Below are 26,437 nucleotides of genomic sequence, written 5' to 3' on the forward strand. Positions count from 1 at the left end.
CCGTTAGGCAACCTTCGTAATCAAAAGCGGACTTTTTGAACAACCTCTATTAGATTAAGGAGGAACAACATTACATGAATCCCTTAGGGCAGCCTTTGCTACTCAAGGCTAACTTCAAGCGGCTGGGGTTGCTTGCGGCGATTGGCCTGATTCTATTTTTTGTATTTCAGATCTTTCCTGCTACCTCATCGCAAACGACAGAAATTTCGTCCACGTCCTTCATAAGCAAGGAGGAAGCGACGCAATCCGCACGATCATTCGCAGCTTCTGTGGATGACTATACACTTCCAAATGATGGCAGAAAACCCCTGGTAACCTACCAGACACATTCGGATATCTACGGGTATATGGCCAAAACCAAACAACTGGATACCTATAACCAGAAATTTGAAACAAGTTATCCTTACGATGTATTCCGCGTTCGTTTGCCTGATCAGGACAAAGGCGGATATCTAAATGTTGACGTACATATGAAAACAGGAAAAGTGGTTGGTTTCAAACGGGAACTGCCTTCTTCCCTCTATACCGCCATTGAGGCGGAGCAAAGTACCGGTAAAGCGACCACATCGCAAGTGCTTGCCGAAGGCAATATGTCCCTCGACGAGAAAGAACGGCTGGCAGCTGGTGTTCTGACCGAATTCGGTTATGAAGTACCCACACTTCAACTGGATACTCGCGATGGTGAAGCGGGACTGAAGTACACTGATTCTGCAAAAGCCATTGGAAACTCCAAGCTTGAACTGAATTTTACGTTTGAAGATGGTGCGGTTCGATCGTTTGATCCTAGCTTCTCAGTCCCTGAATCCCATACGGATTATGTGAAAGCACAAACGCGCCAAGCCAACTGGATGACGTATGGCGGCTATGCATTCCTGACCTTTGTTCTGGGCGTGCTGGCCATCATCTATAGCATTCTGACCCGAGCACATACGTCGTTCAAACGCGGAATCATTCTCTCGCTGGTGTATTTCGCAGCTTCAGTAATTGGTACATTAAACATGATTCCACTCTTTCAGGCACAGGGGCTCTCCAATTTCATGTTAGCATTCCTGATGTTAATGCAGGCGGGTATTACACTGGTCATGAGTGCAACCATCTATCTGTCCCTCGTTGCCGGTGACGGCATGTGGCGCAAAATAGGTCTAAACCCATGGCCTCGTGCCAAAGAACCGGGATATGGAAAATATGTACTTCACAGCATGTACGCTGGTTACTTGTGGGCATTCATTCTACTAGGAGTGCAATCCATCCTGTTCTTTATTCTGGAGCGAAGCATCGGCACATGGTCAACAACGTCAGCAGATCAATCTACATTTAATATGACTTATGCCTGGCTCTTCCCAATCATGGCCTGGATGGCCGGTATTGGTGAAGAAACGGTTTATCGACTGTTCGGCATTCGCATGATGCAGAAGATTGTGCGGAACACGTTTATTGCCTGTCTGATCCCAACCATCATATGGGCACTTGGACACACATTGTATCCAATCTATCCAGTCATCACCCGTCCCATCGAGCTGATGGTGATTGGATTGCTGTTCAGTCTGATCATGCTGCGTCACGGCTTCATTGCCGTTGTATTCGCGCATGTCATCTTCGACAGCTTGCTGATGGGACTCAGCCTGGTCTTCATGGGTGATGCCCTGAATATGGCTGCCGGACTCTTCTGGATTGTACTCCCGGCCATTGTTGGATATGTGGTCTACAAATTCAATCCAAAACAAAAAGAGAAGCCGTATGTTACGACTCCTCATCACGAAGTGCTGCAATAATCTGATTTGCCAACTTGTCACCAATAGATAGAGGCCGGAAGTCTTCGACGCTGGCCTCTTTTATTTTGCGCAAAGAGCCAAAATGCTTCAACAGCAGCTTACGCCGCTTCTCTCCGATCCCTGGAATGGCATCCAGGCGAGAGGTCACCATCGATTTGCCACGCTGTTCCCGGTGGAACGAGATCGCAAAACGGTGGACCTCTTCCTGTATCCGCTGCAACAGGTAGAATTCCTGACTATCCCGAGGCAGGGAGATGACTTCCGGTGGATTACCGATCATCAACTGTGAAGTCTTATGCTTCGCATCCTTCACCAGACCGCATACCGGAATAAACAGCCCCAGCTCATTTTCCAAAATATCGACCGCAGCCGAGATCTGTCCTTTACCACCATCGACCACAATCAGGTCAGGCTGGGGCAGGTTTTCTTTTAATACCCGCTCGTAACGGCGACGGATGACTTCTCTCATTGTTTCATAATCATCCGGTCCTTCAACCGAACGAACCTTGTATTTCCGATATTCCTTCTTATCCGGTTTACCATCGGTAAATACGATCATGGCGGATACCGGGTTTGTACCCTGGATGTTCGAGTTATCAAACGCTTCAATACGGTGAAGCTGATCCAGTCCAATAAAACGTCCCAGTCCTTCAGCAGCTTTGGATGTCCGTTCTTCATTTCGCTCAATCAGGCGGAACTTCTCTTCCAATGCCACACGTGCGTTATCCACGGCCATGGTGATCATCTGGCGTTTCAATCCACGTTGCGGGATGAGCACTTTGATCTCCAACCACTCCTGTAAAGCAGCAGCAACCTGAGTTGGGTCTTCCAGACCTGACGGGAGTTTTTCAGTTGAAGAAGTTGTATCCGTTATTGGAGTTTCCTCTTGCATACTGTCAGGTTGTTCACCTTCTACCTCAGCGGAACTTCCGTAAGCTGCACGAGCCTCAGCAACCAGTGGCTGGGCGGCGTTACTTTGCTCCACTTGTCCCGTCCGCTCGAACTCTACCGTAACTGCGGCAGGCACCGATCCATCAGGATCAGAACCCGTATCCAAACTGTCGTTATCTGCTGCAAGTTCCTTCGGCATTTCCGGCAACAAAATCTCTTGTGGCAATGCCGGATTATCGCTGTAATACTGCGTAACGTAGGACATGAAATCACTATACGCCTCACCGTAAAACGGGAAGGTTGATACGTGACGTTCAATCATTTTACCCTGACGCATATATAGAATCTGGACACACATCCAGCCTTTATCAATGGCAAAACCAAATACATCACGGTCTCTGGCATCAGCCATCGTAATTTTCTGTTTTTCCATCATCGCATCGATGGCGATCACCTGGTCGCGCAGTTCCTTGGCACGTTCAAAATAAAGATCCTCCGCAGCCTCCTGCATCTTACGCTGCAAATCCTTCTTGATCTCTTCGTGACCACCGCTCAGAAATGAACCAATCTCTTGTGAAATCTGGTCGTACTGCTCCTTCTCCACTTCCTTCACACAAGGAGCAAGACATTGTCCCATGTGATAGTACAGGCACACTTCTTTGGGCATAACACCACATTTGCGCAGTGGATACATGCGATCGAGCAATTTTTTTGTTTGATGAGCCGCATACGAGTTCGGATAAGGTCCGAAGTATTTGGCTTTATCTTTCAGCACACGCCGGGTTACTTCCAACCGGGGGTGCTTTTCATTGGTAATTTTAAGATAGGGGAATGTTTTGTCATCCTTGAGCAACACGTTGTACCGTGGCATATGTTTCTTGATCAAGTTACATTCCAGAATGAGTGCTTCCATGTTACTGCCCGTCACGATATATTCGAAATCACGGATCTCTGAAACCAGACGCTGGGTCTTTCCGTTATGACTGCCGATAAAATAAGAGCGCACGCGGTTCTTTAGCACTTTGGCCTTACCTACATAGATAATCGTGCCTTCACTGTTCTTCATCAGGTAACATCCAGACATATCTGGCAGCAAAGCGAGCTTGTGGCGAATCTGCTCCAATGCCTTCTCCTGATCTTGCAAATCATTCATGAATTGATCCATAATTCGGTGAATCCTCCTTCCCGAAAAGCTGAAATCCTCACCTTACATGAGCAACTCCGATGACAGAATGACCTTTCGATCGCTGTTATCCCCAGATTTTTTGATTCCCTTTTTTAGAGGGGAAAATCCGGTGATAAAGGCGAACCCTTCGCTTCTACAGCTCATTTCTGTCCTCTCCGTTAACATGTAAATTTCCAGTTTCATTTTATATAAATAGTATACTTTATATTGTCCTATATAAAGGGATTCGACGCAAAACGCCCCCGGTATGTAAACCGGAGGCGTATGTGTAAGCCTGTAAATTATTGGTGTTTTGCGATAATTCCTTTGAGCGCATCTTTCGAATTCAGACCAACCACTTTATCTACTGGTTGACCGTCTTTGAAGAAGATCAAAGTTGGAATGCTCATTACGCCAAAGCGGGAAGCAGATTCCGGATTTTCATCCACGTTAACTTTAGCAATTTTCACTGCATCGCCAACTTCTGTGGACAGCTCTTCCAAGATTGGAGCGAGCATTTTACAAGGACCACACCAAGGCGCCCAGAAATCAACAAGAACCGTTCCTTCGCCTTCTACTTCAGCGTTGAAGGATTGATCGGATACGTTAACAATAGCCATGAAATTGTCCTCCTTATATATACTTACGGTTTTATTTTAACCTGTAACGTCGTGAACGACACTTCCAGTATAACACAGGTACGTCAAACTTGTGAATTGAACGCTACAATGTTCATCTTCCCAACATCAAATCTTCACAATTACAGGATGTGGCATGCCAACTTCAAAATCTTTACAAACGCTTTCTTTTCCAAGTATACTAAAATTACTCCGGGTTTCAGCCCCCATACGGGCAAGCTGTCATTCCCCATAAGGAGGCAATAACATGGATGCAAATGTGCGGATCAGCGACCCGCGTGAACATGTGAACGAGGAACCCCGCAACGATCTGTTTGATCTGATCGTGGGTGTTGCCGGCATGGCTGGCCTGATGACAGTGATCTTTTTCGGTATGGTTATTTTCAAATTCATCACCGAATAGGATGCTCACAGGTCTCACGCAGGACCAGAAAAGCCCGGTTTTCGCGACAATGCGAAAGCCAGGCTTTTTTTGGGACGACTTATCGTTTAAAAAGTATATTTTGCCGATCAGACCAATAGACTAATCAGTTAACGTTTGCCGCGCTGATTCTCACCCCGAACGGAGATGACATCCACGAATGGACGAATCCGGTCCATGAGACGCTGGCCTTTATTCGATTCCTCGCCGTCCCGATTGGTGAAGCTCAGATGTTTTTCAAGCCCATCCAGATTGTAATTGGACGTATAAAACGTTGGTTTGCGATTCATCCGATAGTTCAGAATGGACCCCATCACGTGATCCCGAACCCAAGGATTCAGATTCTCTGCCCCGATATCATCAAAGATGAGCAGATCACAACTTTTCAAAATATCCGTCATTTCCTTCAGCTTCTGCCCTTCACTGATCATGGATTTCAGATCTTCCACAAAGTCAGGCATATAGATAATGACACCCGTGTGGCCTGCAACCGCCAGTTCATGCAGCAGATAACACATCAGAAACGTCTTGCCTGTCCCGAATGTTCCTTCCAAAAACAGTCCTTGCGGAGATAATCCGTTCTCCTTGGTCTCCCTAATATAACGTAGCACCTGATTCACTGCCGGAGCACGCATTCGATCCTTGCCCATGATCTCCACATCGTTGTATCCGGCACTAAGCGCACGCTCGTCCACATAGAAACTGCGAATGCGTTGCTTAATGATATGTTCATTTTGCCGGGCGATATGTTTGGAACAAGGTGCTTTGATATCTATAATTTCGGGTTTACCGTTAAAATGTTCTACTTCCAGTTTGCAAAAGTGGCCCTGAAAATCGTTAGGACAGTTGTCGAGTCCCGGACAATTCGCACAGTTCTTAGAGTCTTTGGCGTACTGAAACAGCTTGCTCAGATCGGTCATGAGCTGTGCATCTTGCAGTTCAGGATGACCTGCGCGGAATTCGCGTACGTACGGATTTTCCATCAATTCCGCCGCAATCCGCCGCGATTGCTCACGAAAGGCAGGGTTCAGCTGCTGAAGCAGTCCTCCCAAGGATTCCATGGCTTCAAGCCCCCTTAATGTTTCAATATAGAATGAACAATTGAAGTGTACCCGTGACCAACTTGATGGCATAGGCACTTTCGATCATTAGCCATTCTACTGTTCATTCTATAGAAAAACAACCAATAACTCAACAGATACATCTGGTAAATAGCGTAATCCTTCTATCACGGAACATAATGCCTAGTGCATAGTACACTTACCGTCCTGTAGCTTGTAGCGCGTATTCAGAATGCTGTATTTCCGCTTATTGAACAACCTTTTATTAGCGGCGCAAGCCAACAGTGATGATCTCGCATGAACCTGTCTGTATGTTCCATTCCTTGCTGGCAAATGATAATGTCGATGCCTCTTCTATGCTGTCGGCATGAAGCATCTCAACTTCTTCCTCCAGGATGTTGCTCCTGTATGCCGTTTCGAATGACTGTGGATTCGCTTGTGATGTGGCAAGCCTCAACGTTACCGAGTTGGTCGACATATTGAACCAGCGGAGCATCACATCACCGGAATCTTCATTCACCTTGAGTGAAGAAAAAGCCAAGCTGTCTCCTTGCCATGCAAACGGTGTGTTGTTGGGTGTCAGATAACCCGGGTGCACTTCGGTCTGCACAAGCGTCCAAGGAACCTGGAACTGATAGGCTTCAATATATGCACCAGACGCTACACCATTGCCATCGTGAGGGATAATCTCGATCTGAAATGTATGTTCACCCAGGCATTGTGCTTCCGGTGTCGGGAACAATCCCCAGTCTCCGAGTTCACCCACAGCACGAAGCAGCGTAACGGCGATGGTGTTGCGTCCATCCTGAAGAACTTCATATTCATTCAGACCCAGATTGGCCACGACCAGTCCCGCACCTTTTTCACTCACATCCACAAAACACTGTTGATGCTGTGTATTGCTTGGATTTTGCCACTCCGGTGCAGGCGTGTTATCACGCGTTGCAATTTCAAACATGGAGTCCACATGATGAACAGCAGATACAAGATCCGTTGGGAAGAGTGCGCGCACCCGATGATCCTTTGCCTGATTGTTGAAGGTTGTTTGCAATTGGACGCCTTTTCCACTACGACTGAGTGATATCACTGTTCGGATCTGAAGTGGGATCATTTTCGCCGAACGCTGGGCTTTACGGTAAGGATAATAAATCAGTTCCCGTTGTTCCTGATCCAGCATCTCATCCGCCGACTCCGGTATCTCCCAATGGTGAATCACTTCGAACGAAGCCAAGTATGATGTGTCCTCAAGGACCCGAATCTCAGCCTGGAGTGCTTCCGTTGTCCGCGCCACTTCGTTCTCTGGCTGCTTGAACATGTATTCATTACCGATATCACCCACATTTTCGTACACGCCAAGGTCCTTGTAAGTCCGGCCTGTCCGTTTATCTGTGAGGGTGAATGAACCATTGTCTGCAATTGTGACGATCATATGTTGATTTTCCATACCACGTTCATCACGCAACAACGTAATTGTTTTGGGTTGCAAGCCACTCTTGGCATGATCCACAGATTTCACTAATGCATAGGTTTTCAGGCCAAATGCGGCTACATGCTCTGTTTCAAAACGAATACGTACCCGCCGACAGCTATACGGCTGACGGAAGCGATCATCCGGCAGATCATAGCCGAATTGCAGACCCAGATCCTCCACCGTACATGGAATCTGCGTACCTTCTTCATCAACCAGTATGCGACCTGACAGATCAACAGCTTTCATCTGCGCCGCCATCTCTTCCAGCGAATATCCTTCCCGGAAATACAACCGAGCCGCGTCCAGTTCCATTTGAACCACACCGCTGCGTTCAGAGCCCGTTGTATTAAACACCACAACAGGTCGGGCACTTTCGCCGTAACGCTCAAACATAGAGGTATCGACGGCTGTGGCAATCTGTCTTGTACTCTCTTCAATCATGGCCTCTGCCACATGACGGCTCTTATCAAATCGTGTTACCATTTCGCGATGCACCTCATCCACACTGCATCCACAGATGCTGTCATGCGGGTGATTCTGCATTAGCGTTTTCCAGGCATATGTCAGTTGATCATGTGGATAGGCATGTCCAAGCAGGTAGGCGCAGGATGCCAGGGGTTCAGCTACTTTTTCCAGCATGGTCTGGCCTAACTGGTTCATCTGTTTCAGATACACACGAGCAGAGGCGGTGTTCACCAGAGTTCCCCAGCCATCGGTACGTTGGCTACGCAGTTCGCCTTTGACCGTGGACAGCTCATGTTCAGCCGATGCTCTCAGGGCGGTCAGATAATCCGGAAAGTTCGAGTGAATGAACTCGATATCGGGATATAATTGCTCAGCCATACGAATCGCTTCCGGCAGGTCTCGCTGAATCGGCTGGTGATCACATCCGTTCATGTAGAGTAACTCATTGGTTGAAGCATATTTCTCCGCATCGGCAAGCTTGGTTTCCCAGAACTTCCGGGCAGAAGCCTCATCTACCGGAACTTCATTCCCGTTGGAGTACCAGTTTGCGAACAATACGCCGAGCACTTTCGATCCGTCTGGCCCTTCCCACATCAGCTCAGAGAAGCTCGATTCATATCCGGCATCCGATACCGTATTGTTGAATCCCGTAGGCTTCACCCCACGTCCAAAGAACACATTATCAATGCCGGATTGCTGCATCAGCTGCGGAGTCTGCCCGACCAATCCGAATGTATCGGGGAAATAACCGATTTTCGAAGGGGTGCCGTAACGTTTGGCATCCTTATGTCCAACCTGCATGTTGCGCACATTGGCTTCTCCACTCGTCAGAAATGCATCCTGCAAAATGTACCATGGTCCAATCACAATCCGTCCATTACGGATATGCTTTTCCAATCGCTCCTTCTGCTCAGGGCGAACCTGAAGATAGTCATCGATGATAATCGTCTGTCCATCCAAATAAAAGCTTTTATAATCCGATCCTTCATCCAGCTGATCCAACAGTGAATCGACGAGCTGAATGAGCCGCATATGATGCTTCTCATACGGCAAGTACCATTCCCGATCCCAGTGGGTATGCGAAATAATATGGGCTCTCTTCGACTTATCTGTGCGTTTGGTCATTGCGTTATGCCACCTCTTTCCTATTGTTGTACAATCTCAACCTCATCCGGGCGATACACGCCATTCAGCTTTCCGGAAGCATCCGTGGCAAATAACACGGAACGATTTTTCTCCAAATGGAACGCATACGATACACCTGTACGTTGATCTCTGACATGAATCTCATGATTCAAGGCAAACTCCGATACGAATACATACAGATTGCCTTTTGGAAAACTCAACTTCCGACCATAAATCCCTGCGATATCCCCACCGGATATCCATTCCACCTCCTGTTCGACGCCAGCAATCTCAGTGGCATAACGATATAATTCAGCAAGTGGTTCATCCCGTCCGTTTAACTCGAGCGGCAGTGGGGTCCAGATCAATTTCCCTTTACCCACAGGCAAAACGGTTACTTCATCTGGTCTATCTTTATCCTTGTGAAGCAACGTCTCCTTCGCCACCTCGGCGATACGGCGCCGTCCATAAGTCACCCGGTGATTCACTCCGTTAATATTCAGCAGTTCCTCCCGCTGCACGTTATCCAGACTGCGTTTGCCTACGATATGATCGGCCCGGTCAGTTGCCTGCCAATATGCGTCCAGCCCCAGTGGTCCAGTGATGAGCAGCGTTGTGCCTTCCTCCTCCGCGAACGCGAATAATTGTTGCAGTGCGTCGCTGTCCATATTATGCGGACTCGGCACGATAATCAGCTTCGGTGGCTGCTGCTCCAGCGCTTCGAGATGATATTCGGATAATGCACGGAAAGGCAATTTCAGATCATAGGACATCACACGGGTCAGCTTCGTTGTGGCATCATAGGCCAAGGCACGGTTGGAGAAGTCATTGGAATACGGGAACACCACTGCAATATCTTCAAGCTCACGGTCTTCAAAGAGATCACGAATGCCATGCATGAATCGGCCAAAATCATAAGATACATCCGCCTCCGGCTTCTCCGTACCATCTGCACGAAGGGCTCCGATATGAGACTCATTGGCATTATCCATATAGAAGTTGGTATTCCATATCCATTGCACCGCACCTGCGCCGCCTGTCGAGAAAGCATAAGCGTACTTGCGTTCGAGAATGCCGCGAAGCTCTTCTTCCGTACGTTTGGCTCGTCCATCCGGGGTTTCCACATACATGATGCCCGTCTCCTGAATGAGATTCGGCTTATATGGCGTTTTGGCAAAAATACCATCCCAGATCAAATCATCGTTCAACCACCAGGAATGCACCGTTGTATAATCCACTTCACGTTCATAGAAAAATGGCGAGGGACGCTGTGCACCAAGGGCTTCGTCCTGCCCTACGGTGACCAGATGATTCGGTACCAGATTCTTGATCGTACCTACAAGCTCTCTTGCCCAAACATTGTGCATCTCCATAGAAAAGAGACAGTAATCAAGCCAGCGTGTTCCTTTTTTGGCCTTGTGCATGTCTTGTACATCAAAATTAATCTCTTCCGCTTCCGGAATGACCGCGGCTGCAAAGTCGGGAAACTGCTTCGGTGACATGTTCCATGCCTCCTGCAATGCTTCAATCGTCTCATGACGCCGCTGAAGCCACTTGACAAAAGCCTGCTGTTCATATGAATCCCTCACGGAGCGTGGGCCAGCCGAGAAAATACGCACTGGATCAAACATCGATGGCTCATTAATCAGATCCCAATCCACATGGGTTGTATGCGTGTGCCGACTGACGATGCTGCGGATGAATCGTTTCTGTGCTTCAACACTTTGCGGGTCCAAATAGGGATTCGTTCCTTCCCATGTCTCCGGTGTAAAGGAGAAGAAGGTGAACGTGACCTGCAAGCCATGACGCTTCGCCGTTAAAATAAAGGCATCAATGGCACGAAGCACATCCTCTGCCATATGTCCGTCCACCTGCATCATGTTGCGATAGGCCGTCCAGATTCCCGTCCGAATCCAGTTAATTCCGGCTTTCGCCATCTGTGCCATGTCTCGATCCCAGACATCCGCATTCGGCAGAAACAGAAATTTCCGTGCCACATCAGAGGTCATGTAGGTCATGCCCACTACAGGCAGAGGACGTCCGTCTTTTACAAAATAGTCCCTGCTGCGGGTGATTACTTCCCCTTCAGCCAGCAATTCGGCATCCTGTCCCCAGAAGCCTTGACGCAGGGTCCGAACTTCCCCGTCAGGTGCCTGTGCGCGGCATACGATCCGATACAGTCCACTTTCAATGGAAACCGGGAGAAGGATGCGTGTGAAACGCTGCTCACCGGAAAGTTCCATCTCCAGGCGATGGTTCCATACCTTCTTCGCCGTACCACTTGTGCGATCCTCATGCTCCACTGTTATGTCGAATGTCCACAGCTCAGACGCTGTGCGTCTGTTGCCTGCTCGCTGTAAAATCTGGCCTTGAAGTGTGAGTACAGCCCGCTCATCTGGCTCATACGAAGCATAATTCGTTTTCAGGGATAACTCGGTTACACCTTGCGCACAGAATTGTGCCCACTTCATAATCTCGTCAGCACCATCCTGCTCCCAGAATGAAGGGGTCAATGGCAGATTTACGAACATCCAACGCGAACCAACGAAAGTCCCGCGGGAGTTCTCCCATAGGACGATTGGAGCAGCAATGCTTCGATTATCTTTGCTGATTCGGCGAAGCAAAGAGTGAATCTGTGTACTCATCGTGCCCGCTGAACCCATCTGGTGAGGCAAATCACTGTTTTTGGTCGTATGCGGAACCAGATTCCATGTATCTGAAATCTCAAAAAGTCCTTCTTTGCCGGCAAGAAGCGGGATCTGTTCAGATGTAGTGTACGATTGCACACCGGCAGAAGATACATGTAACGCCTCGTGAATATAGAGTTCCTGGTGGTATGCGGTCTGCTCAGACTCTACAAGCCATGCCCCATTTTCATATCGAACCGGACGTTTGAAAGGCGCGCCACCAATACTGATCAGGCTCCCTCCCTGATGCAGATAAGCTGCAATCTCTGTCCAAGCTGATTTGGGGAAATAGGGGGCATGCAGATTGATGAAACATCCTTCACCAGTCGTCGCTTTCAATGCCTCTGCAAGTTCATCCGCGTTTACAACAGTGATCTCTTCGACTGCTTTCCATGCATTCAGAGTCTGCTCCGTTGGAAAAGCACCTTCCATCGGAAACGCAGGATCAGCGAAGATAATCAGCTTCTTTTTGTCATTCACCTGTGCACTGCTCATAACAGGCCATCCTTCATGGATTTATAGACCAACTGGGAGAACAGGCTGTTGGACCATGCAAACCATTTTCGTGTAAAAATGGTTGGATCATCGGCGTGAAAGCCTTCATGCATATACCCTGTATCTGCATCTGTCGCTTCAAGCAGGCGAATCATCTCCAGTTTCTCCTCGGCAGACTGCGCAGTCAGTCCTTGCATGGACAATCCCATATGCCAGATGTAATTCGGCGGTGTGTGCGGGCTACCGATTCCTTTGGCAACCTTGCCCTCGTAATAGAACGGGTTTTCTTTGCTTAGAGCGAAGCGGCGTGTATTCTGGTAGATCGGATCATCCGCTGTGACGTAACCCAGATATGGTATGGACATGAGTCCCGGTGTACCGGCATCGTCCATGAGACAGTGGTTGCCATAACCGTCTGTCTCGTACGCATAGATCGGTCCAAATTCGAGATGACGATAAATACCGTACAGCTGAATGCCGTGATCCACGTCCTGCTCCAGATCCTTCAATTCCTGCAAAAGCTCCATATCCCGGAATACCCACTCGGCAAACTCCTGCATCTGACGCAGAGCGACCACCGCGAACATGTTGCCTGGAATGTTGTAGTGAAAATCACAGGCATCATCACTGGAACGGAAGCCGGACCAGATCATTCCCGTATAATTGACTGGCATGCCTTTCCCGTGATTGCGCAGGGAATCTGTCGGGATACCGTTATTGCGTGTAAAGCGATACGGAGATTGTTCCATGTGATGCTGTTCGACTTTGAACAGGTCCACGATTTTACGCATCGCTGCCTTGAAGCTGGAATCAAAAATGTCGGTCAGCTCGGTTTCCTTCCAATATAAATAGGCCAACCTTATTACGAAACATAATGAATCGATCTCGAATTTACGTTCCCACACCCAAGGTGACATCTCCGTTTCGTCCGTGGTGTTCCAGTGCCAGTCGTTGGCCGTCTCATTGAAGGCATTGGCATATGGATCGATATGAACATACTGGATATGACGTTTGATCAGCCCGCCAATGATGCGTTGCAGGTCCTCGTCTTCTTTTGCAAACGGAATGTAATGTACCACCTGCTCCACCGAATCACGCAGCCAGGAAGCCGGAATATCTCCTGTGATGACAAAAGTGGTACCGTCCTCCATCAACTTGGTTGTTGTTTCGATGGTGTTGGGAAAGCAGTTTTTGAATAATTGAAGCAGTTTTGGACGGTGAGCCAGCTTTTGTTCCGCTTCCTCAAGTACGGCCTGAATGGATTGCGGCAAAGCAACAGGTGGCATGGGTATTTTGGGTAATCTGAACTGTTCCATGGATGAGTGCAACTCCTTAAACAAATTGAATGGTGTAGCTATAGGATGAAACAAAAAATTTACACGGGACCACTGCGCGGTCAGAAATATCCTCCGATCGCTGTTATCCCCAGATTTTTTTGATTCCCTTTTCTAAAGGGTAAATCCGGGGATAAAGGCGAACGCTTCGCTTCTTCGAATTCTTTCTGTCCTCTCCGTTATCGTGTAAATGTTTAGTTGGACATATATAGCTCAAAAATATTTCAAAAAGGTTTACCGCAGTAGCACGGTTTGTATTTGGTAGGGTTTAAAAGATAGTGTAATCTGGCCGTTGGTATGTGCCAGTGGTTTGATTGGTTCTTCCAGTGCGTTGGAGTGATAGGCTTGCTCAAACGGATGCGGCCATTGCAATGTGATATTTTCGCGTTTGCCTGACGATTCATAGAAACGCAGCACGGTGCCTTGTCCATCCTCTGCCATTTTGACGGTATCCAGAATGACGTGACTACTATTAAAACCAATCCATGCTCCGGTTGCTGGGCGTACAGGGGCCGCATTTGCCGTTGCATCTGCGGTTGGAGCTACCTCAGTCCCTGTGCTTTGCTGTATTTCTTCCCTCTGCTGTACCTGCTCCATCTGCTGCTCTTGTTGTATCTGACCCTTTTGTTTGACTTGTTTCACCTGCTGAACCGTCACCTCATGATTCAGTTCAGCGGCCTGACGTACGGTGTGTGCTGTTCTCCAGTCTCCGTCGTGTGGATACAGGGAATAGGTGAATTCATGTTCTCCCAGATCTGCGGTGCGATCCGGCCACTTTGGTGCACGAAGTAAAGACAAACGGATGGTACTTCCTTGCACATCGTACCCGTACTTGCAGTCATTGAGCAGGCTCACGCCGTATCCATATTCGGATACATCCACGAACCGATGTCCACAGACTTCATACTGGGCCTGCTCCCAGCTTGTGTTGCGATGTGTTGTACGTTCCAGTGCGCCAAATGGAATCTCGAATGTGGCCTTGGAGGTCACCACATCAATCGGGAAACCAACTTTCAGAAGTTTGTGATTTTCATTCCAGTTCACCTGTGTCTGGAAGTCAATTCGCCGTGAGTCATGATAAAAGACGATATCCTGCGTAATCACCGATTGATGAAGCTTCCAGTGGAAGCGCAAGACATCCTTCGTTGCACCTGCCAGCATCAGCTTTTTCTCCAACAGTTCCACTTCGCCAGCAATCTGTTCCTCATAACGACTGTCGATATCCCATGCATCCCAGAGGGTTGGACGATCATGGAAGAAGTGAAGTTGATTGCCACGTTCACCCGGCTTCAGCATCTCACGCTCCGCGGTTTTATCCCACAGACGGGTGATCTCCCCACGTTTGTTGAATTGCACATGATAAAAGGCGGTATCCCATGTATCATTAAAGGTTGGTTGTGCGGCAAGGTTCGTCATTTCCCGTACATTTGTTTCCCTTGTATTTTCCGGTACCAGCCATATCGTCTTATATCCAAATGCCGGAATGTCTGTCACGAGAATAGACATGCTGCCATCCTCCCGATCCATCCGCAGGCGCTGGCCTTCTTCATCAATGGCGTAGCGATCCAAACCATCCTGCACAGACAACTGAACGACAGAACTGCGTTTCCAGCCCAAGCTGTTGAATACAACATAAGCTACTGAACCTTCTGGCCCCTCTGTGTTGATACCCGTTGTCAATGCTGAAACGCCTTGATCCAATCCGGTTCTGCCCAATTCAAATACCTGTACATATTCCTCATTCGAAGTCACGTAGGATTCCGTAATCGCCGATCCCGGTATAATATCGTGGAATTGATTCAGCAAAATCAATTTCCAGCCGTCATGCAATGCTGAACGCACTTTAGCTTCAGTATTCGCCTCCATAGTAGGTTGAGCGAGTGTATTCCACAGCTCGGCTTCACGATACAGAACCTCCGCTTTCCGATTGTTGCGCTTATTGCGCGCGTGTGTCGTATAGGTTCCCCGGTGTAACTCCAGATACAGATCACCATGCCACTGCGGAAGTGCAGGTTGTTCCTTTTCAACGCCGGCAAAGAAAGCCCCAGCTGTGCTATACCGACTGGTAGGCTGGCCTACCATCAGGTCAGAGCGATCCACATACTCCAGCATTTCGCGGGTTACCCCACCGCCACCATCTCCGTGTCCATATAGAAGCATGTGTTCAGGATGAGCCGCCTTCTCACGGTAGGACTGCCAGTGATCATGAATATCCTTGGGCAGCGTGTGCTCGTTAACACCATGATTGAGGTAAGACAGAATTGGTGTGCCGTCAATGCCCACCCAGTGAAACAGATCGTACGGAAACACATTTGTGTCATTCCAGCCGAGCTTTGTCGTCATGAAATACTCCACATTGCCATGCTTCAAGATCTGCGGCAGGGAGGCACAGTACCCGAATGTATCCGGCAACCATTCAATCTGTGATGTCTTGCCAAACTCCTCCATATAGAAACGTTGACCATATAACATCTGACGAATCAGGGACTCCCCGCTTGGGATGTTCAGATCCGGCTCAACCCACATGCCGCCCACCAGTTCCCAACGTTCCTCTGCAATACGCTGCTTCACCCGCGCATACAGCTCGGGATCATGTTCTTTCAAAAACGCATATAACAAAGGTTGGCTCTGGGAATAAACATAGTCGGGATATTCATTCATAAGTGCATCCACGGTGGAGAACGTACGGCTTGTTTTGCGAACCGTCTCACGCACAGGCCACAGCCAGGCAATATCGATATGGGACTGTCCCACCATATGCTCCAGACCCTCCGCGTTACCACCAACCTCACGCACATGATGTCTCAGATTATTCTCAATCTGTCGAATGCCTTCTCCCTGCTGGATCTCTTCTGCTGACATGCCTACAAATTGATCCATTGCACGATACACCAGTTCTAATAGTCGAACCCGCCTGAAGTCACTTTCGGGCAACAATACAGCCGAATCACGCACAATAATGACGGTGTACATCAGACTGCGAACCGCTTCATTGGGTCTTACCAGCAGGCTCGTAATCGATGTGATCGGCGGCTGAATAACCGCCTGTTGATTCAAGGGATCCACGGGTTCAGGGACCGGATCGAACATCTCGATCTCAAGTTCCGGATTGGTTCCAACTTTGGACGGATCAAGGGTGACATAGGTGTGATTGCGGTCCAGCCCCTGATAGGAGTGCCCGTTCACCCGCAGCAAACATTCTCCGCCTGTTTCAAATACAAGCCCATAAGGTGCTTGCTGCCATGTAACAGGGATCTCCAGACGTGTTCTAAAGAAATATGTTGTTCCCTGTTTGCTCGGAAAACGCTCAAAATCCTGTCCTTCCGGGTATTCGCCCTGATCCTCATACTGTCCTGGTACGTTATAATAAGCACGGGTAATGTCCCAGCTGCGCAGCTGCAATTGCTCCAGCCACTGATGTTCGGACAACTCGCGAATAAATCGTCTGATACGTTCCAAAGTCTTACGCCTCCCTTACAGTCAGTTCGGCCATTTGCGTATCGTTTACGCTGCTGCCGATATGAATATGGAATTGTCCCGGTTCAACGACAGGTCTCAAATCACGACCAATATACTGCAACTGCTCCGCTCCAATTCGGAATTCCACGGTCTGTGTCTCTCCAGGCTCCAGGTTCACTTTCACAAACCCCTTCAGTTCCTTGGCGGGACGAGTCAGTGAACTGACCACGTCAGAGATGTACATCTGTACAACTTCTGCACCTGCATATGGGCCGGTGTTGGTCACATTCACCGATACCGTAACTGAATCACCGGCTGCCATGGACACATCACTCAACTGAGGTTCACTGTACTCAAATGTGGTATAGCTTAGTCCGTATCCAAATGCATAACGCGGCTCCAGATCCTCTTCGAGATAACGCTTGCCGCGGGAACGTTTGCCGTTATAATAGATCGGTAATTGGCCGACATGCTTCGGAATGGAGATCGTCAATTTGCCTGACGGATTCACATCACCAAATAGAATATCTGCAATGGCATAACCGCCCTCTTGACCCGGATACCACGCCTCCAGAATTGCATCGGCATGTTCATCCACCCAGGGTTCAGTGATGGGACGACCGTTAATGTAAACAACGACAAGTTTCTTGCCGAGCTTGTGAATCTCCTGAATGAGTTCCAGCTGTACTCCGGCAAGCCCCAATGTCATCCGGTCGATGCCTTCGCCGCACTCCATATCGTTCCATGAGTTATCCGACACATTGGAAGCACCTGTCTTCAGATCGATCGTTCCTTCTCCAAAGTCACGCGCACTGGAGCCACCCACGACCATAATGACGGTATCTGCCTGGTTGGCAACTTCGATTGCACGTTCGAATCCTTCCTTCGAATCACCTTTGATCCGGCAGCCAGGAGCATAGAGTACCTGATCTATACTGCTGTCACCAGTCAAAGGAACAATAGCACTCTTCTCCCTTTGCCCGGCCACATGACTAGCCAGCTTACTGCGAATTCCGTCCAGTACCGTCACCACTTTCGACTTGGGTTGCGGAGATGTGTAATCACCCAGTTGATTGTAGGCCTGATCCGCATTTGGCCCGATGACGGCAATCCGGCCCACATTGGCTATCGATAGAGGTAGCGCATCAGCCTCATTTTTGAGAAGTACAATGCCTTCTGCCGCCAGCTGGCGTGCCAGCTGAACGTGCACTTCACTGCCAATCACTTCTGCTGCCCGATCAGCATCCACGTAAGGCTGTTCGAATAATCCCAGCCTGAACTTCAACGCCAGCACACGAGAGACAGCCTGATCCAAAACCTGCACATCAAGTTTGCCTTCTGCCACCGCCTGCACCAGATATTGCCCGAACATCTCACCAGACATTTCCATATCAATGCCTGCCTCAATCGCCTGCACCGATGCATCCAGTCCATTCGCGGCGACATCGTGCCCACTTGCCAGCATATTGATCGCACCACAATCCGTAATGACCAGACCGTTAAAGCCCCAATCTTTACGCAAAACCTCTTCCAGCAATTCCGTATTTACCGTACAAGGTGTGCCATCAATTTCGTTATACGCCGGCATGATCGATGCCGCGCCAGCTTCAACCGCTTTGCGGAAAGGATACAGATCCACTTCCAACAGTTCACGCCAGCCCATATGCACAGGTCCCGCATTACGTCCGCCTTCCGAGCTGCCATAACCAACAAAATGTTTCAGTGTTGCGGCTACTGTATCTCCACGGTCCAGACTTTCACCCTGAAGCCCTTCCACGGAAGCAACCGCCAGTTCTCCAATAAGAAACGGATCTTCACCGAAACATTCCTCCGTACGTCCCCAGCGTGGATCACGCACAACATCCAATACCGGAGAATAGGTGACCGCACCACCTTGGGCACGTGTCTCCCTTGCTACTGCCTGACACATCTCGCGATATAGATCCACATTCCATGTACTCCCCAGTAAAAGGGGGACGGGATAGACCGTTCCGTCAATGGCCATATGACCATGCGAGCACTCTTCCCCGATCAGAATGGGAATGCCCAACCTGGAATGCTCTACTGCATAGCGTTGAATGAGATTGACCGCCTCAGCGCCTTCTCTGGCGGATAATCCATTTTCCAGCGTAACGCCAGTCCAGGGATCGGCTCGAAGCGCCCCATAGAGGGAGCCAATGCCCCCATTTTCCACTTGCTGCTTAAACGATTCATTTAACGTGATGTTCCCTTGATCATTCGTATAGGTCTGCCAGCCAAATGGCTGCGTAAGTTGGCCTACCTTTTCTTCCGTAGTCATCAAGCTAAGCAGGTGTCGTACCCGTTCCTCTACGGATTTGCTCTGGTCCTTGTAAGTCATCAATCTGCATCTCTCCAATCCTATAGCAAGATCCGGTTATTCTTTGACCGCGCCCACCGTCAGACCCTGTACGAAGTAACGTTGGAAGAACGGATAAGCGAATATAATCGGCAACGTGGCAAGCACAACCATCGCCATTCGGGACGTATCCTGCGGAATGGACTGCATGGCTGCCAGACTCATCGAGCTGTTCGCAGAGTTCTGCTGGATAAACTGGATACTCGACTCAATCCGCATCAGCATCGATTGCAGGGGTACCAGATTGGGATTATCGATGTATAACAGCGCATTGAACCAATCATTCCAGTAACCGAGTGTACTGAACAACCCGATGGTTGCAAGTCCCGGCAAGGAGAGTGGAATCACGATTTTCATAAAGGTATAGAACTCCCCGGCGCCATCAATCTTCGCCGATTCAATGACTGCATCCGGCACACTGGTGGAGTAGAATGTACGCAGGATCATAATATAGAAGGCATTCATCGCCAGCGGCAGAATCAGTGCCCATAACGTATCTTTCAACCCAAGCAGCTGGGATACAACCATATAGGTCGGAATCATCCCGCCGTTGAACAACATGGTCAGAATCGCAAAGATGGAGAAAAATCTCCGATATCTGAAGCTCTTGCGGGAAATCGCATACGCATACAGCGACATCAAAATCAGACTGATAATGGTACCGAGTACCGTTACCAGAATGGTAACCCCGTACGCACGCAACAGCGTGTCCCCACTCTGCCAGACAAACTGATATGCCGCCAGACTCCATTCTGCCGGAATCAGACGATATCCATCACGGGCCAGTGCTTTCTCGTCCGTAAACGAGATGATGACTACAAATATAAAAGGAAATACACAGATCAGAGCGAATAGACCGGCGATGATGTTCATGATTAGGTTCCAACCGCTGGATACGTGGTGGAAGTCGCGTTTTTTAACAATCCCTGCTTGAGCCATGGTGGTTCACTCCTTTCCCTGTCCTAGAATAGGCTGCTGTCTTTATCTACTTTGCGCACAACATAGTTGGAGATCATAACGAGTACAAAGCCTACGACGGATTGATACAATCCCGCAGCTGTACTCATGCCAATCTCACCACTTGTTTTCAATCCACGATATACGTACGTATCAATAACATTCGTCACGGAATAGAGCGTACCCGAATCCCTAGGCACCTGATAAAACAGTCCAAAGTCAGCATAGAAAATGCGGCCTACAGCCAGCAAAGTCATAATCGTAATAATCGGCGACAGCAACGGAATCGTAATATTGCGAATCTGCTGCCATTTGCTTGCCCCATCAATCATGGCTGCTTCATAAAGCGATTTATCAATCCCCAGAATGGAAGCCAGATAGACAACGCTGCTATAACCAATCGTTTTCCATAACGCTACGAACACCAGAATATACGGCCAATATTTCGCCTCGGAGTACCACTGAATCGGTTCCACCCCGAACCAGCCAATAATCTGATTCAACATCCCGCGGTCCATACTTAGGAAGCTGAAAGCGAAGTAACCAACGATGACCCAGGATAAAAAATACGGCAGAAACATACCCGTTTGATACAGTTTGGCGAGTCTTTTATTCACGAGTTCGGATAGAAGGATTGCCAATGCTACAGAGAATACCAGTCCAAGGAAGATAATGGCGATGTTATAAAAGAGGGTGTTGCGTGTAATGAGCCATGCGTCACTTGTGCTGAACAGGAATTTGAAATTGTCCCAGCCCACCCATTCGCTCTTCATCAGACTTGCCCAGAACCCTTCACGGCTGAAGCGATATTCCTTAAAGGCAGCCACTGTACCCACAAGAGGCAAGTAGGAGAAGAAGAAGAACCAGATGGCGCCTGGCAGCACCATGAGCAGCATGACCCGGTTTCTAATCAGGTTTTTCAAAAATGTAGTCATTGTGGAGTTCCTCCTTCAGGCTTGAATGAAAAAGGACCGGACGCGATAAGCAGCCGCCCGATCCTTACGATGTACTGTTACTTGTTTTCCGCTCTCCAGGCATCCAGCTGGCTTTGGGCTTCAGCCATTACTTTCTCCAGTCCGGCTTGATTGAATTTCTCAATCACTTGATCCAGATTGGCTGCCGGGTCCAGTGTACCTGTCATCAGTGCTGCCCAATACTGCTCTTTCACGTTCTGTACCGCCGTCAGTTCGGCAGATACATTGCTTGCATCAAAGTTAAAGCTCAGGATCGGGGAATCAATACCTTCTGCGTTAAACTTCTTGAACTCATCCCATTTGTTATCCGGGTCATTGCTGTTCAGATAGAGCAGCATGTTATTCCCAAGGGAGTATGAAGGCATATCGTAGTTTTTCGATTCAGGTAGATTTTCCATATGCGTGTCATCCACTTTTTTGTAGTGTGTGCCCTCGATACCGGAGTCCACCATATTTCGCAGCACCGGATCTGTATTCAGCAGGTTCAGGAACTCCATTGCTTTCTCTGGATATTCCGAATTGGCCGAGATGGCCATAATGGAACCTTGTACCGATGTATTCGTTATAATGGCGTCACTTGCAGGTGTTGAAACCACTTGATAACCGTAACTTGCAGACCATTGGTTGTCCGCGAGCGGCTGTGTCTGTGCACGATCCAGGAACCAGTTGCCCGATGTTGTCAGGTCGTTCGTGGAACCTGTTGTAGCTGCTTCTGCGGATACATAACCGGCTTTGTAGTATTTGTGCATCGTCGTAAGTGCTTCTTTCATTTCAGGTGTTTCCAATATGTTCACGAGTTTGTAGTCCGTTGTATCCAGCTTGATTGCCATTGGCAGGTTCTGAATGACATAGTCATACGGCACGTAAGGAACATAGTTTTTATCCATGGCAAATGGTGTTACACTCGACTCGTTTTCCTTAATCGTTTTGAGCAGAGGCTCCAGACTGTCTAACGTACGAACGCCAGAGATGTCCAGCTTGTATTTATCAACCAGCATTTGGTTAAAGCGCCATACCTCTTGTTGAGGCAGCTCCTTGTTGGCTGGAATTCCGTAATTGTGTCCGTCTACCTTCGAACCACTGAGGAATGCAGGATCAATGGTCTTGGTGAGATCCTGACCGTATTCGGCAAGCAGGTCATCCAGTTCGAGGAATGCGCCTTTTCTGGCATTTTGTACATAATCGAATCCACCAGAAGAAGTGAACAGAATGTCCATTGGCTCACCGGATGCTACGTTAACCTGCATCTTCTGCGGGTAGTCACCCCAGTCCACCATCTTCATCGTTACCGTGGCATTAATTTTCTCTTTGGTATACTTGCTGACTTCTTCCATCACTTTATTGACGTCTTTCTGAGGGGTACCGATGGTATACCAGATCAACTCTACCGCGTCATCTCCTGCTCCCCCGGATTCCGAAGCATCTTTGCTTCCTCCACAGGCACTAAGAACAAGTGTAACGGCCATTAACAATGCAAGAACGAGTGAGAAGCGTTTTCTTTGTTTACTCATTTCTTTGATCCTCCCTTTTCGTGTTCCCTTAGGCTCTACTTACTAACTGCTTTAACCTTATCGAATGAAAGCATTTACAAAAAGAAGATAAACTTAAGTTTTCGAGGTACAAATTAAAGAGAAATCATCCTGGAGCAACTATTTTGTACCTGTTTAAATAAATCGCTTACATGAAAGAGACATGCCGGGTAACGTATGCCATGATTTTCACCATGCCATTCCTGTTCCCGATATGTCTCTTGGATCTACGTCCGCACAGTTGGATCTCCCCGTCACCGATTCAACCAAACACCTTGAAATCCGTCGGCGAAATTCCGACATATTTACGGAACTGTTTATAGAAATATCCCGTCTCCCAGTACCCCACATTTCGGGCGATCTCATGTACCTTGAGATTGGAATTTCGTAGTTGTTCCTTCGCACGTTCAATCCGGTATTTGTTGATATATTCGGCAAACGTCTCCCCGGTCTCCTTATGGAACAATTGTCCCAAATACACCGGATGCAGATGATAGTGGGCACCCAGCAGCTTCAGGGAAAGTTCTTCTGCATAATGTTTGTCGATATGTTGGAGCACCTGGTTCACAATCGGATTCTTCAGATCCTGCAATAGGGACTGGATGGTCTGCGCCCCCACTTGCTGAAGCGCCTGCACGAGTTCATCAAAAGTGCCACTGTCCAGGACAAGTTGAAGCCCTTGTTGGTATATGGCAGACTCATCCGAATGTTTGATGCTCTCCAGTTCCATTTTGAAGCGAATCACAACTTCCAGTGCGGTGTTCTGTAACTCCCCAGGCGTAAGCCCATCGCGATGCTGTTCAAAATCCATGCGAATCCGGTCGGCAAGTTGTTCTGTATTGCGGGACAAAATGAGTTTGGCGTACTCCCTCCAATCAATGAAAAAGGTCGCCGTTGAACTTCCGCACTTATCCAGGACGGCATGGTCGATGACTTTAAGATCAGGATAGATCATCACATACTGGAGTGCTTTTTTGGCCTCAGCATAACTGGTCGGCGCCTGGTACAGCCCTTTCATCAACCTGCCTGCTCCAATGCGTGCCGCCGGATGGGTTACGGTTATCTCATCGGATAATGCCTGAAGGCCATCCATTAACTTCTGTTCCTCGTCCCTAGTACCCTGAATATTGGCAATAATGACGATGTCTCCATCGATATCATGAAATACGTTCAGATGGCGTCTGTCTCTCAGCATCCTCTCGACGCGTTCAAACATGCCGGATACTTGCTCTTTGTCCCGCAAGACGGCCACAGCAACGTCGGGGGCATCCAGCGAAAGGTTCATAAACTGGGCACGTTCTTCGAATTCCGTAGCTGCAATCTGCCCCGTAAGCCATCGATGGAGAATGTTATCTTTCAGAATCTGAATGCCATAAGCATCATCGGTTTGGGGTGACACGGTATGATCCAGCTTGGACGCCGTGTTGCTCAGCGTAGATTCCAGTTCCTCCACATTAATGGGTTTGAGCAGATAGTTTTCGATCCCCAGTTGCATGCCTTCCTTCAAATATTCAAACTCATTGAAACCACTCAGGATAATGACCTTAATCTCAGGTTGCACTCGCCTTGCTTCCCGAATCAGGTCTAGACCATTCATGAGTGGCATGGAGATATCCGTAATCAGGATGTCCACAGGCTGAGAAGATAACACTTGTAACGCGGCCTGCCCATTACCTGCATGGCTCACAATTTCCATACCAAATGAAGACCAATCCACAATATCGTATAAACCTTCAATGATGAACGGCTCATCGTCCACAATAAACACCTTGTACATGTTACACACCTGTCCCTTCTGTATGTGGATAACGCACCCTGATCCGTGTTCCTTCTCCGAGGGTGCTCTCTATGGTGATACCGAACTCTGGCCCATATAGGAAGCGCAATCGACTATGAACACTGCGCAGCCCGAACATCTGACCAGACTCTTCAGGACGTTCCAGTTCTTCAAGGATTTCCGTCAGGCGTGCCGGTTCAATGCCTTTGCCATTATCTTTGACTTCCACTTGCACCACATCATCCGTCTCTTCCACAACAATCGATAATCGGTTATCCGAACGTTCTGTCTGAATACCATGCACAACATAGTTCTCAATGATGGGTTGAAGCGAAAGTTTCACGACAGGGTGTTGATAATAAGCAGCATCGATCTGGATCGTATATATGAAAATATCCTTGTAGCGGATTCGGAATAACTCCAGATATAACCGACAAGCTTCCATCTCATCCTTCAGCGTGTAGTTCTTCTTCTGCTGTACCAGACTCTTGAACAATACAGATAGGCTATAGATCATCTCGCCAACATCTCTCGCTCCCTGGGATATGGCCCTCATCCGAATCACTTCAAGCGTATTATAGAGAAAGTGCGGATTGATCCGCGCCTGTAAAGCGACCAGTTCGGTCTCCTTCTGTTTAATCTCGGCTTTGTAGACCCTTTCAATATACAGATTCAGCTCGTCCAGCATATCGTTGAAGCTATGTGAGATCTGCCCCAGCTCATCATCACGAGGATCGTCGATGCGAGCCGTCAGGTTGCCGTATTTCACTTTCTGCGTGAATCGAATGATCCGACGGGTTCGTTTGGCAAAGTTAATAATGAAAAACGCCGGAACCAACACGGCAAACAAAATACAGACGATGCTGATCGAGATGATCGTATTGCGAATGCCCGCATAGGTTTCAGCCATCTCTTCCACCGGAACGGTACCAATGACCACATAACCCTGATCCGCGGAGACAAACTTGTTCACATACATGTTCTGCTCCTTTTTCATTGAATCCATATCCGTCTGATCAAACAGGGAATCGGCCACATTCACGTGGGGATACTTCTTCCCGTAATACTGATTGTTGGAGTCAAACAAGACTGTGCCTTTGGCTGATAATACCACGATTTCTCCCTTCAGATTACTCTCGTAGTTATCCAGTGCATTTCCGATTCCCTCCGAGTCAAAGAAGACAAGAAATTGGCCCAGATTGCGAAGAGTCTGTGTATTGTTAATCGGTACGCGGATGGAATAGAGCGCTGGGTCCCATTGATTGATCTCTTTGCGAATCCAGGAATTGGGGGCACTGATATTGGGCGTTTCCATCGCCATCACGTCAGGAATATAGGAATGGGCTATATTGGTATCCAGCTTGCGGAACTGCTTGTGTTGATTGAAGGTGGACAGATCCTGCTGCTCCGCGCTATACAACATGAGTTGGTTAATCTGCGAATTGCGATCCATAATGTTCTGAAAATGTTTCAACACGTCGGCCGAATAGTCGTCCTGATTGGCATAGTATCCATTCGTCATGTGTTGAACATATTCAGCGTAGGAGTGATTCATCAGATACGTAATGTTGGCGGAGAGCGCCTCATTCTGATGCATGTCCCTCACCATATTTTGTACCGATTCATACTGCTGATGAATGTACCGATCCACATGTTCCATTGCCGCTTTCTGGATCGCCAGTTCCCGGCGAATCGTGGAGTCGGACACCGACAGGAAGATGATATAAGACAGCGTAATGATCGTGACAATCGATATCATCGAGAAGATCAGCAGCATTTTCATAAACATATTATTTTTGAAGAAATTATTGTAAACGCTAACAATTTTCAAGTCGCATG

The 26,437-nt window shown here is 48.3% G+C and carries 15 protein-coding genes; 2 read left to right on the plus strand and 13 right to left on the minus strand.

Annotated features, from left to right (window positions below; translation table 11 throughout):
* Positions 1–74: 74 nt before the first annotated feature.
* Positions 75–1,772, plus strand: coding sequence for a CPBP family intramembrane glutamic endopeptidase (locus ACE3K2_RS14940; protein ID WP_421891630.1), 1,698 nt, complete (start codon positions 75–77; stop codon positions 1,770–1,772).
* Here ACE3K2_RS14940 and uvrC read toward each other — a convergent pair.
* The gene (gene uvrC, locus ACE3K2_RS14945) at positions 1,741–3,828 is read right to left on the minus strand and encodes an excinuclease ABC subunit UvrC (RefSeq protein WP_421891632.1); all 2,088 of its coding nucleotides are present in this window, start codon (positions 3,826–3,828) and stop codon (positions 1,741–1,743) included. The two genes, ACE3K2_RS14940 and uvrC, sit on opposite strands and share 32 nt — an antisense overlap.
* A gap of 302 nt (positions 3,829–4,130) precedes the next feature.
* Positions 4,131–4,448 (minus strand): thioredoxin, encoded by a 318-nt coding sequence (trxA, locus tag ACE3K2_RS14950; protein ID WP_017692451.1) that lies wholly within the window; start codon positions 4,446–4,448, stop codon positions 4,131–4,133.
* Between the two features lie 265 nt (positions 4,449–4,713).
* Here trxA and ACE3K2_RS14955 point away from each other — a divergent pair, with 265 nt between their 5' ends.
* Positions 4,714–4,869 (plus strand): YqzM family protein, encoded by a 156-nt coding sequence (locus ACE3K2_RS14955; RefSeq protein WP_091037832.1) that lies wholly within the window; start codon positions 4,714–4,716, stop codon positions 4,867–4,869.
* Positions 4,870–4,997: 128 nt separating this feature from the next.
* On the opposite strand, the gene dnaI is transcribed toward ACE3K2_RS14955, so the two are convergent.
* From dnaI to ACE3K2_RS15010, 11 genes are all read right to left on the minus strand, one after another.
* Positions 4,998–5,948 carry a primosomal protein DnaI gene (gene dnaI / locus ACE3K2_RS14960; protein WP_062837925.1) on the minus strand — a complete coding sequence of 317 codons (951 nt, stop codon included), beginning with the start codon at positions 5,946–5,948 and terminating at the stop codon, positions 4,998–5,000.
* A 265-nt stretch (positions 5,949–6,213) separates the two neighbouring features.
* Positions 6,214–9,009, minus strand: coding sequence for an alpha-mannosidase (locus tag ACE3K2_RS14965; protein WP_421891637.1), 2,796 nt, complete (start codon positions 9,007–9,009; stop codon positions 6,214–6,216).
* Positions 9,010–9,029: 20 nt separating this feature from the next.
* Positions 9,030–12,191: a beta-galactosidase gene (locus ACE3K2_RS14970; protein ID WP_421891639.1), complete on the minus strand. Its 3,162-nt coding sequence runs from the start codon at positions 12,189–12,191 to the stop codon at positions 9,030–9,032.
* The gene (locus ACE3K2_RS14975) at positions 12,188–13,507 is read right to left on the minus strand and encodes a glycoside hydrolase family 125 protein (RefSeq protein ID WP_421891642.1); all 1,320 of its coding nucleotides are present in this window, start codon (positions 13,505–13,507) and stop codon (positions 12,188–12,190) included. Before ACE3K2_RS14975 ends, ACE3K2_RS14970 begins: the two co-directional genes overlap by 4 nt.
* Positions 13,508–13,759: 252 nt before the next feature.
* The gene (locus ACE3K2_RS14980; protein ID WP_421891644.1) at positions 13,760–16,984 is read right to left on the minus strand and encodes an alpha-mannosidase; all 3,225 of its coding nucleotides are present in this window, start codon (positions 16,982–16,984) and stop codon (positions 13,760–13,762) included.
* A gap of 4 nt (positions 16,985–16,988) precedes the next feature.
* Positions 16,989–19,343, minus strand: coding sequence for a glycoside hydrolase family 3 N-terminal domain-containing protein (locus ACE3K2_RS14985; protein WP_421891895.1), 2,355 nt, complete (start codon positions 19,341–19,343; stop codon positions 16,989–16,991).
* Positions 19,344–19,379: 36 nt separating this feature from the next.
* Positions 19,380–20,300, minus strand: coding sequence for a carbohydrate ABC transporter permease (locus tag ACE3K2_RS14990; protein ID WP_421891647.1), 921 nt, complete (start codon positions 20,298–20,300; stop codon positions 19,380–19,382).
* 23 nt (positions 20,301–20,323) lie between these two features.
* The gene (locus ACE3K2_RS14995; protein ID WP_421891651.1) at positions 20,324–21,253 is read right to left on the minus strand and encodes an ABC transporter permease; all 930 of its coding nucleotides are present in this window, start codon (positions 21,251–21,253) and stop codon (positions 20,324–20,326) included.
* A 77-nt stretch (positions 21,254–21,330) separates the two neighbouring features.
* Positions 21,331–22,803: an ABC transporter substrate-binding protein gene (locus tag ACE3K2_RS15000; protein WP_421891654.1), complete on the minus strand. Its 1,473-nt coding sequence runs from the start codon at positions 22,801–22,803 to the stop codon at positions 21,331–21,333.
* A gap of 280 nt (positions 22,804–23,083) precedes the next feature.
* Positions 23,084–24,598, minus strand: a complete 1,515-nt coding sequence (locus tag ACE3K2_RS15005; RefSeq protein WP_421891656.1) for a response regulator — start codon at positions 24,596–24,598, stop codon at positions 23,084–23,086.
* Position 24,599: 1 nt separating this feature from the next.
* Positions 24,600–26,429, minus strand: coding sequence for a sensor histidine kinase (locus tag ACE3K2_RS15010; protein WP_421891659.1), 1,830 nt, complete (start codon positions 26,427–26,429; stop codon positions 24,600–24,602).
* Positions 26,430–26,437: the final 8 nt, after the last annotated feature.

Origin of the sequence: Paenibacillus sp. (assembly GCF_048976745.1) — a bacterium.
GTDB lineage: Bacteria > Bacillota > Bacilli > Paenibacillales > Paenibacillaceae > Paenibacillus.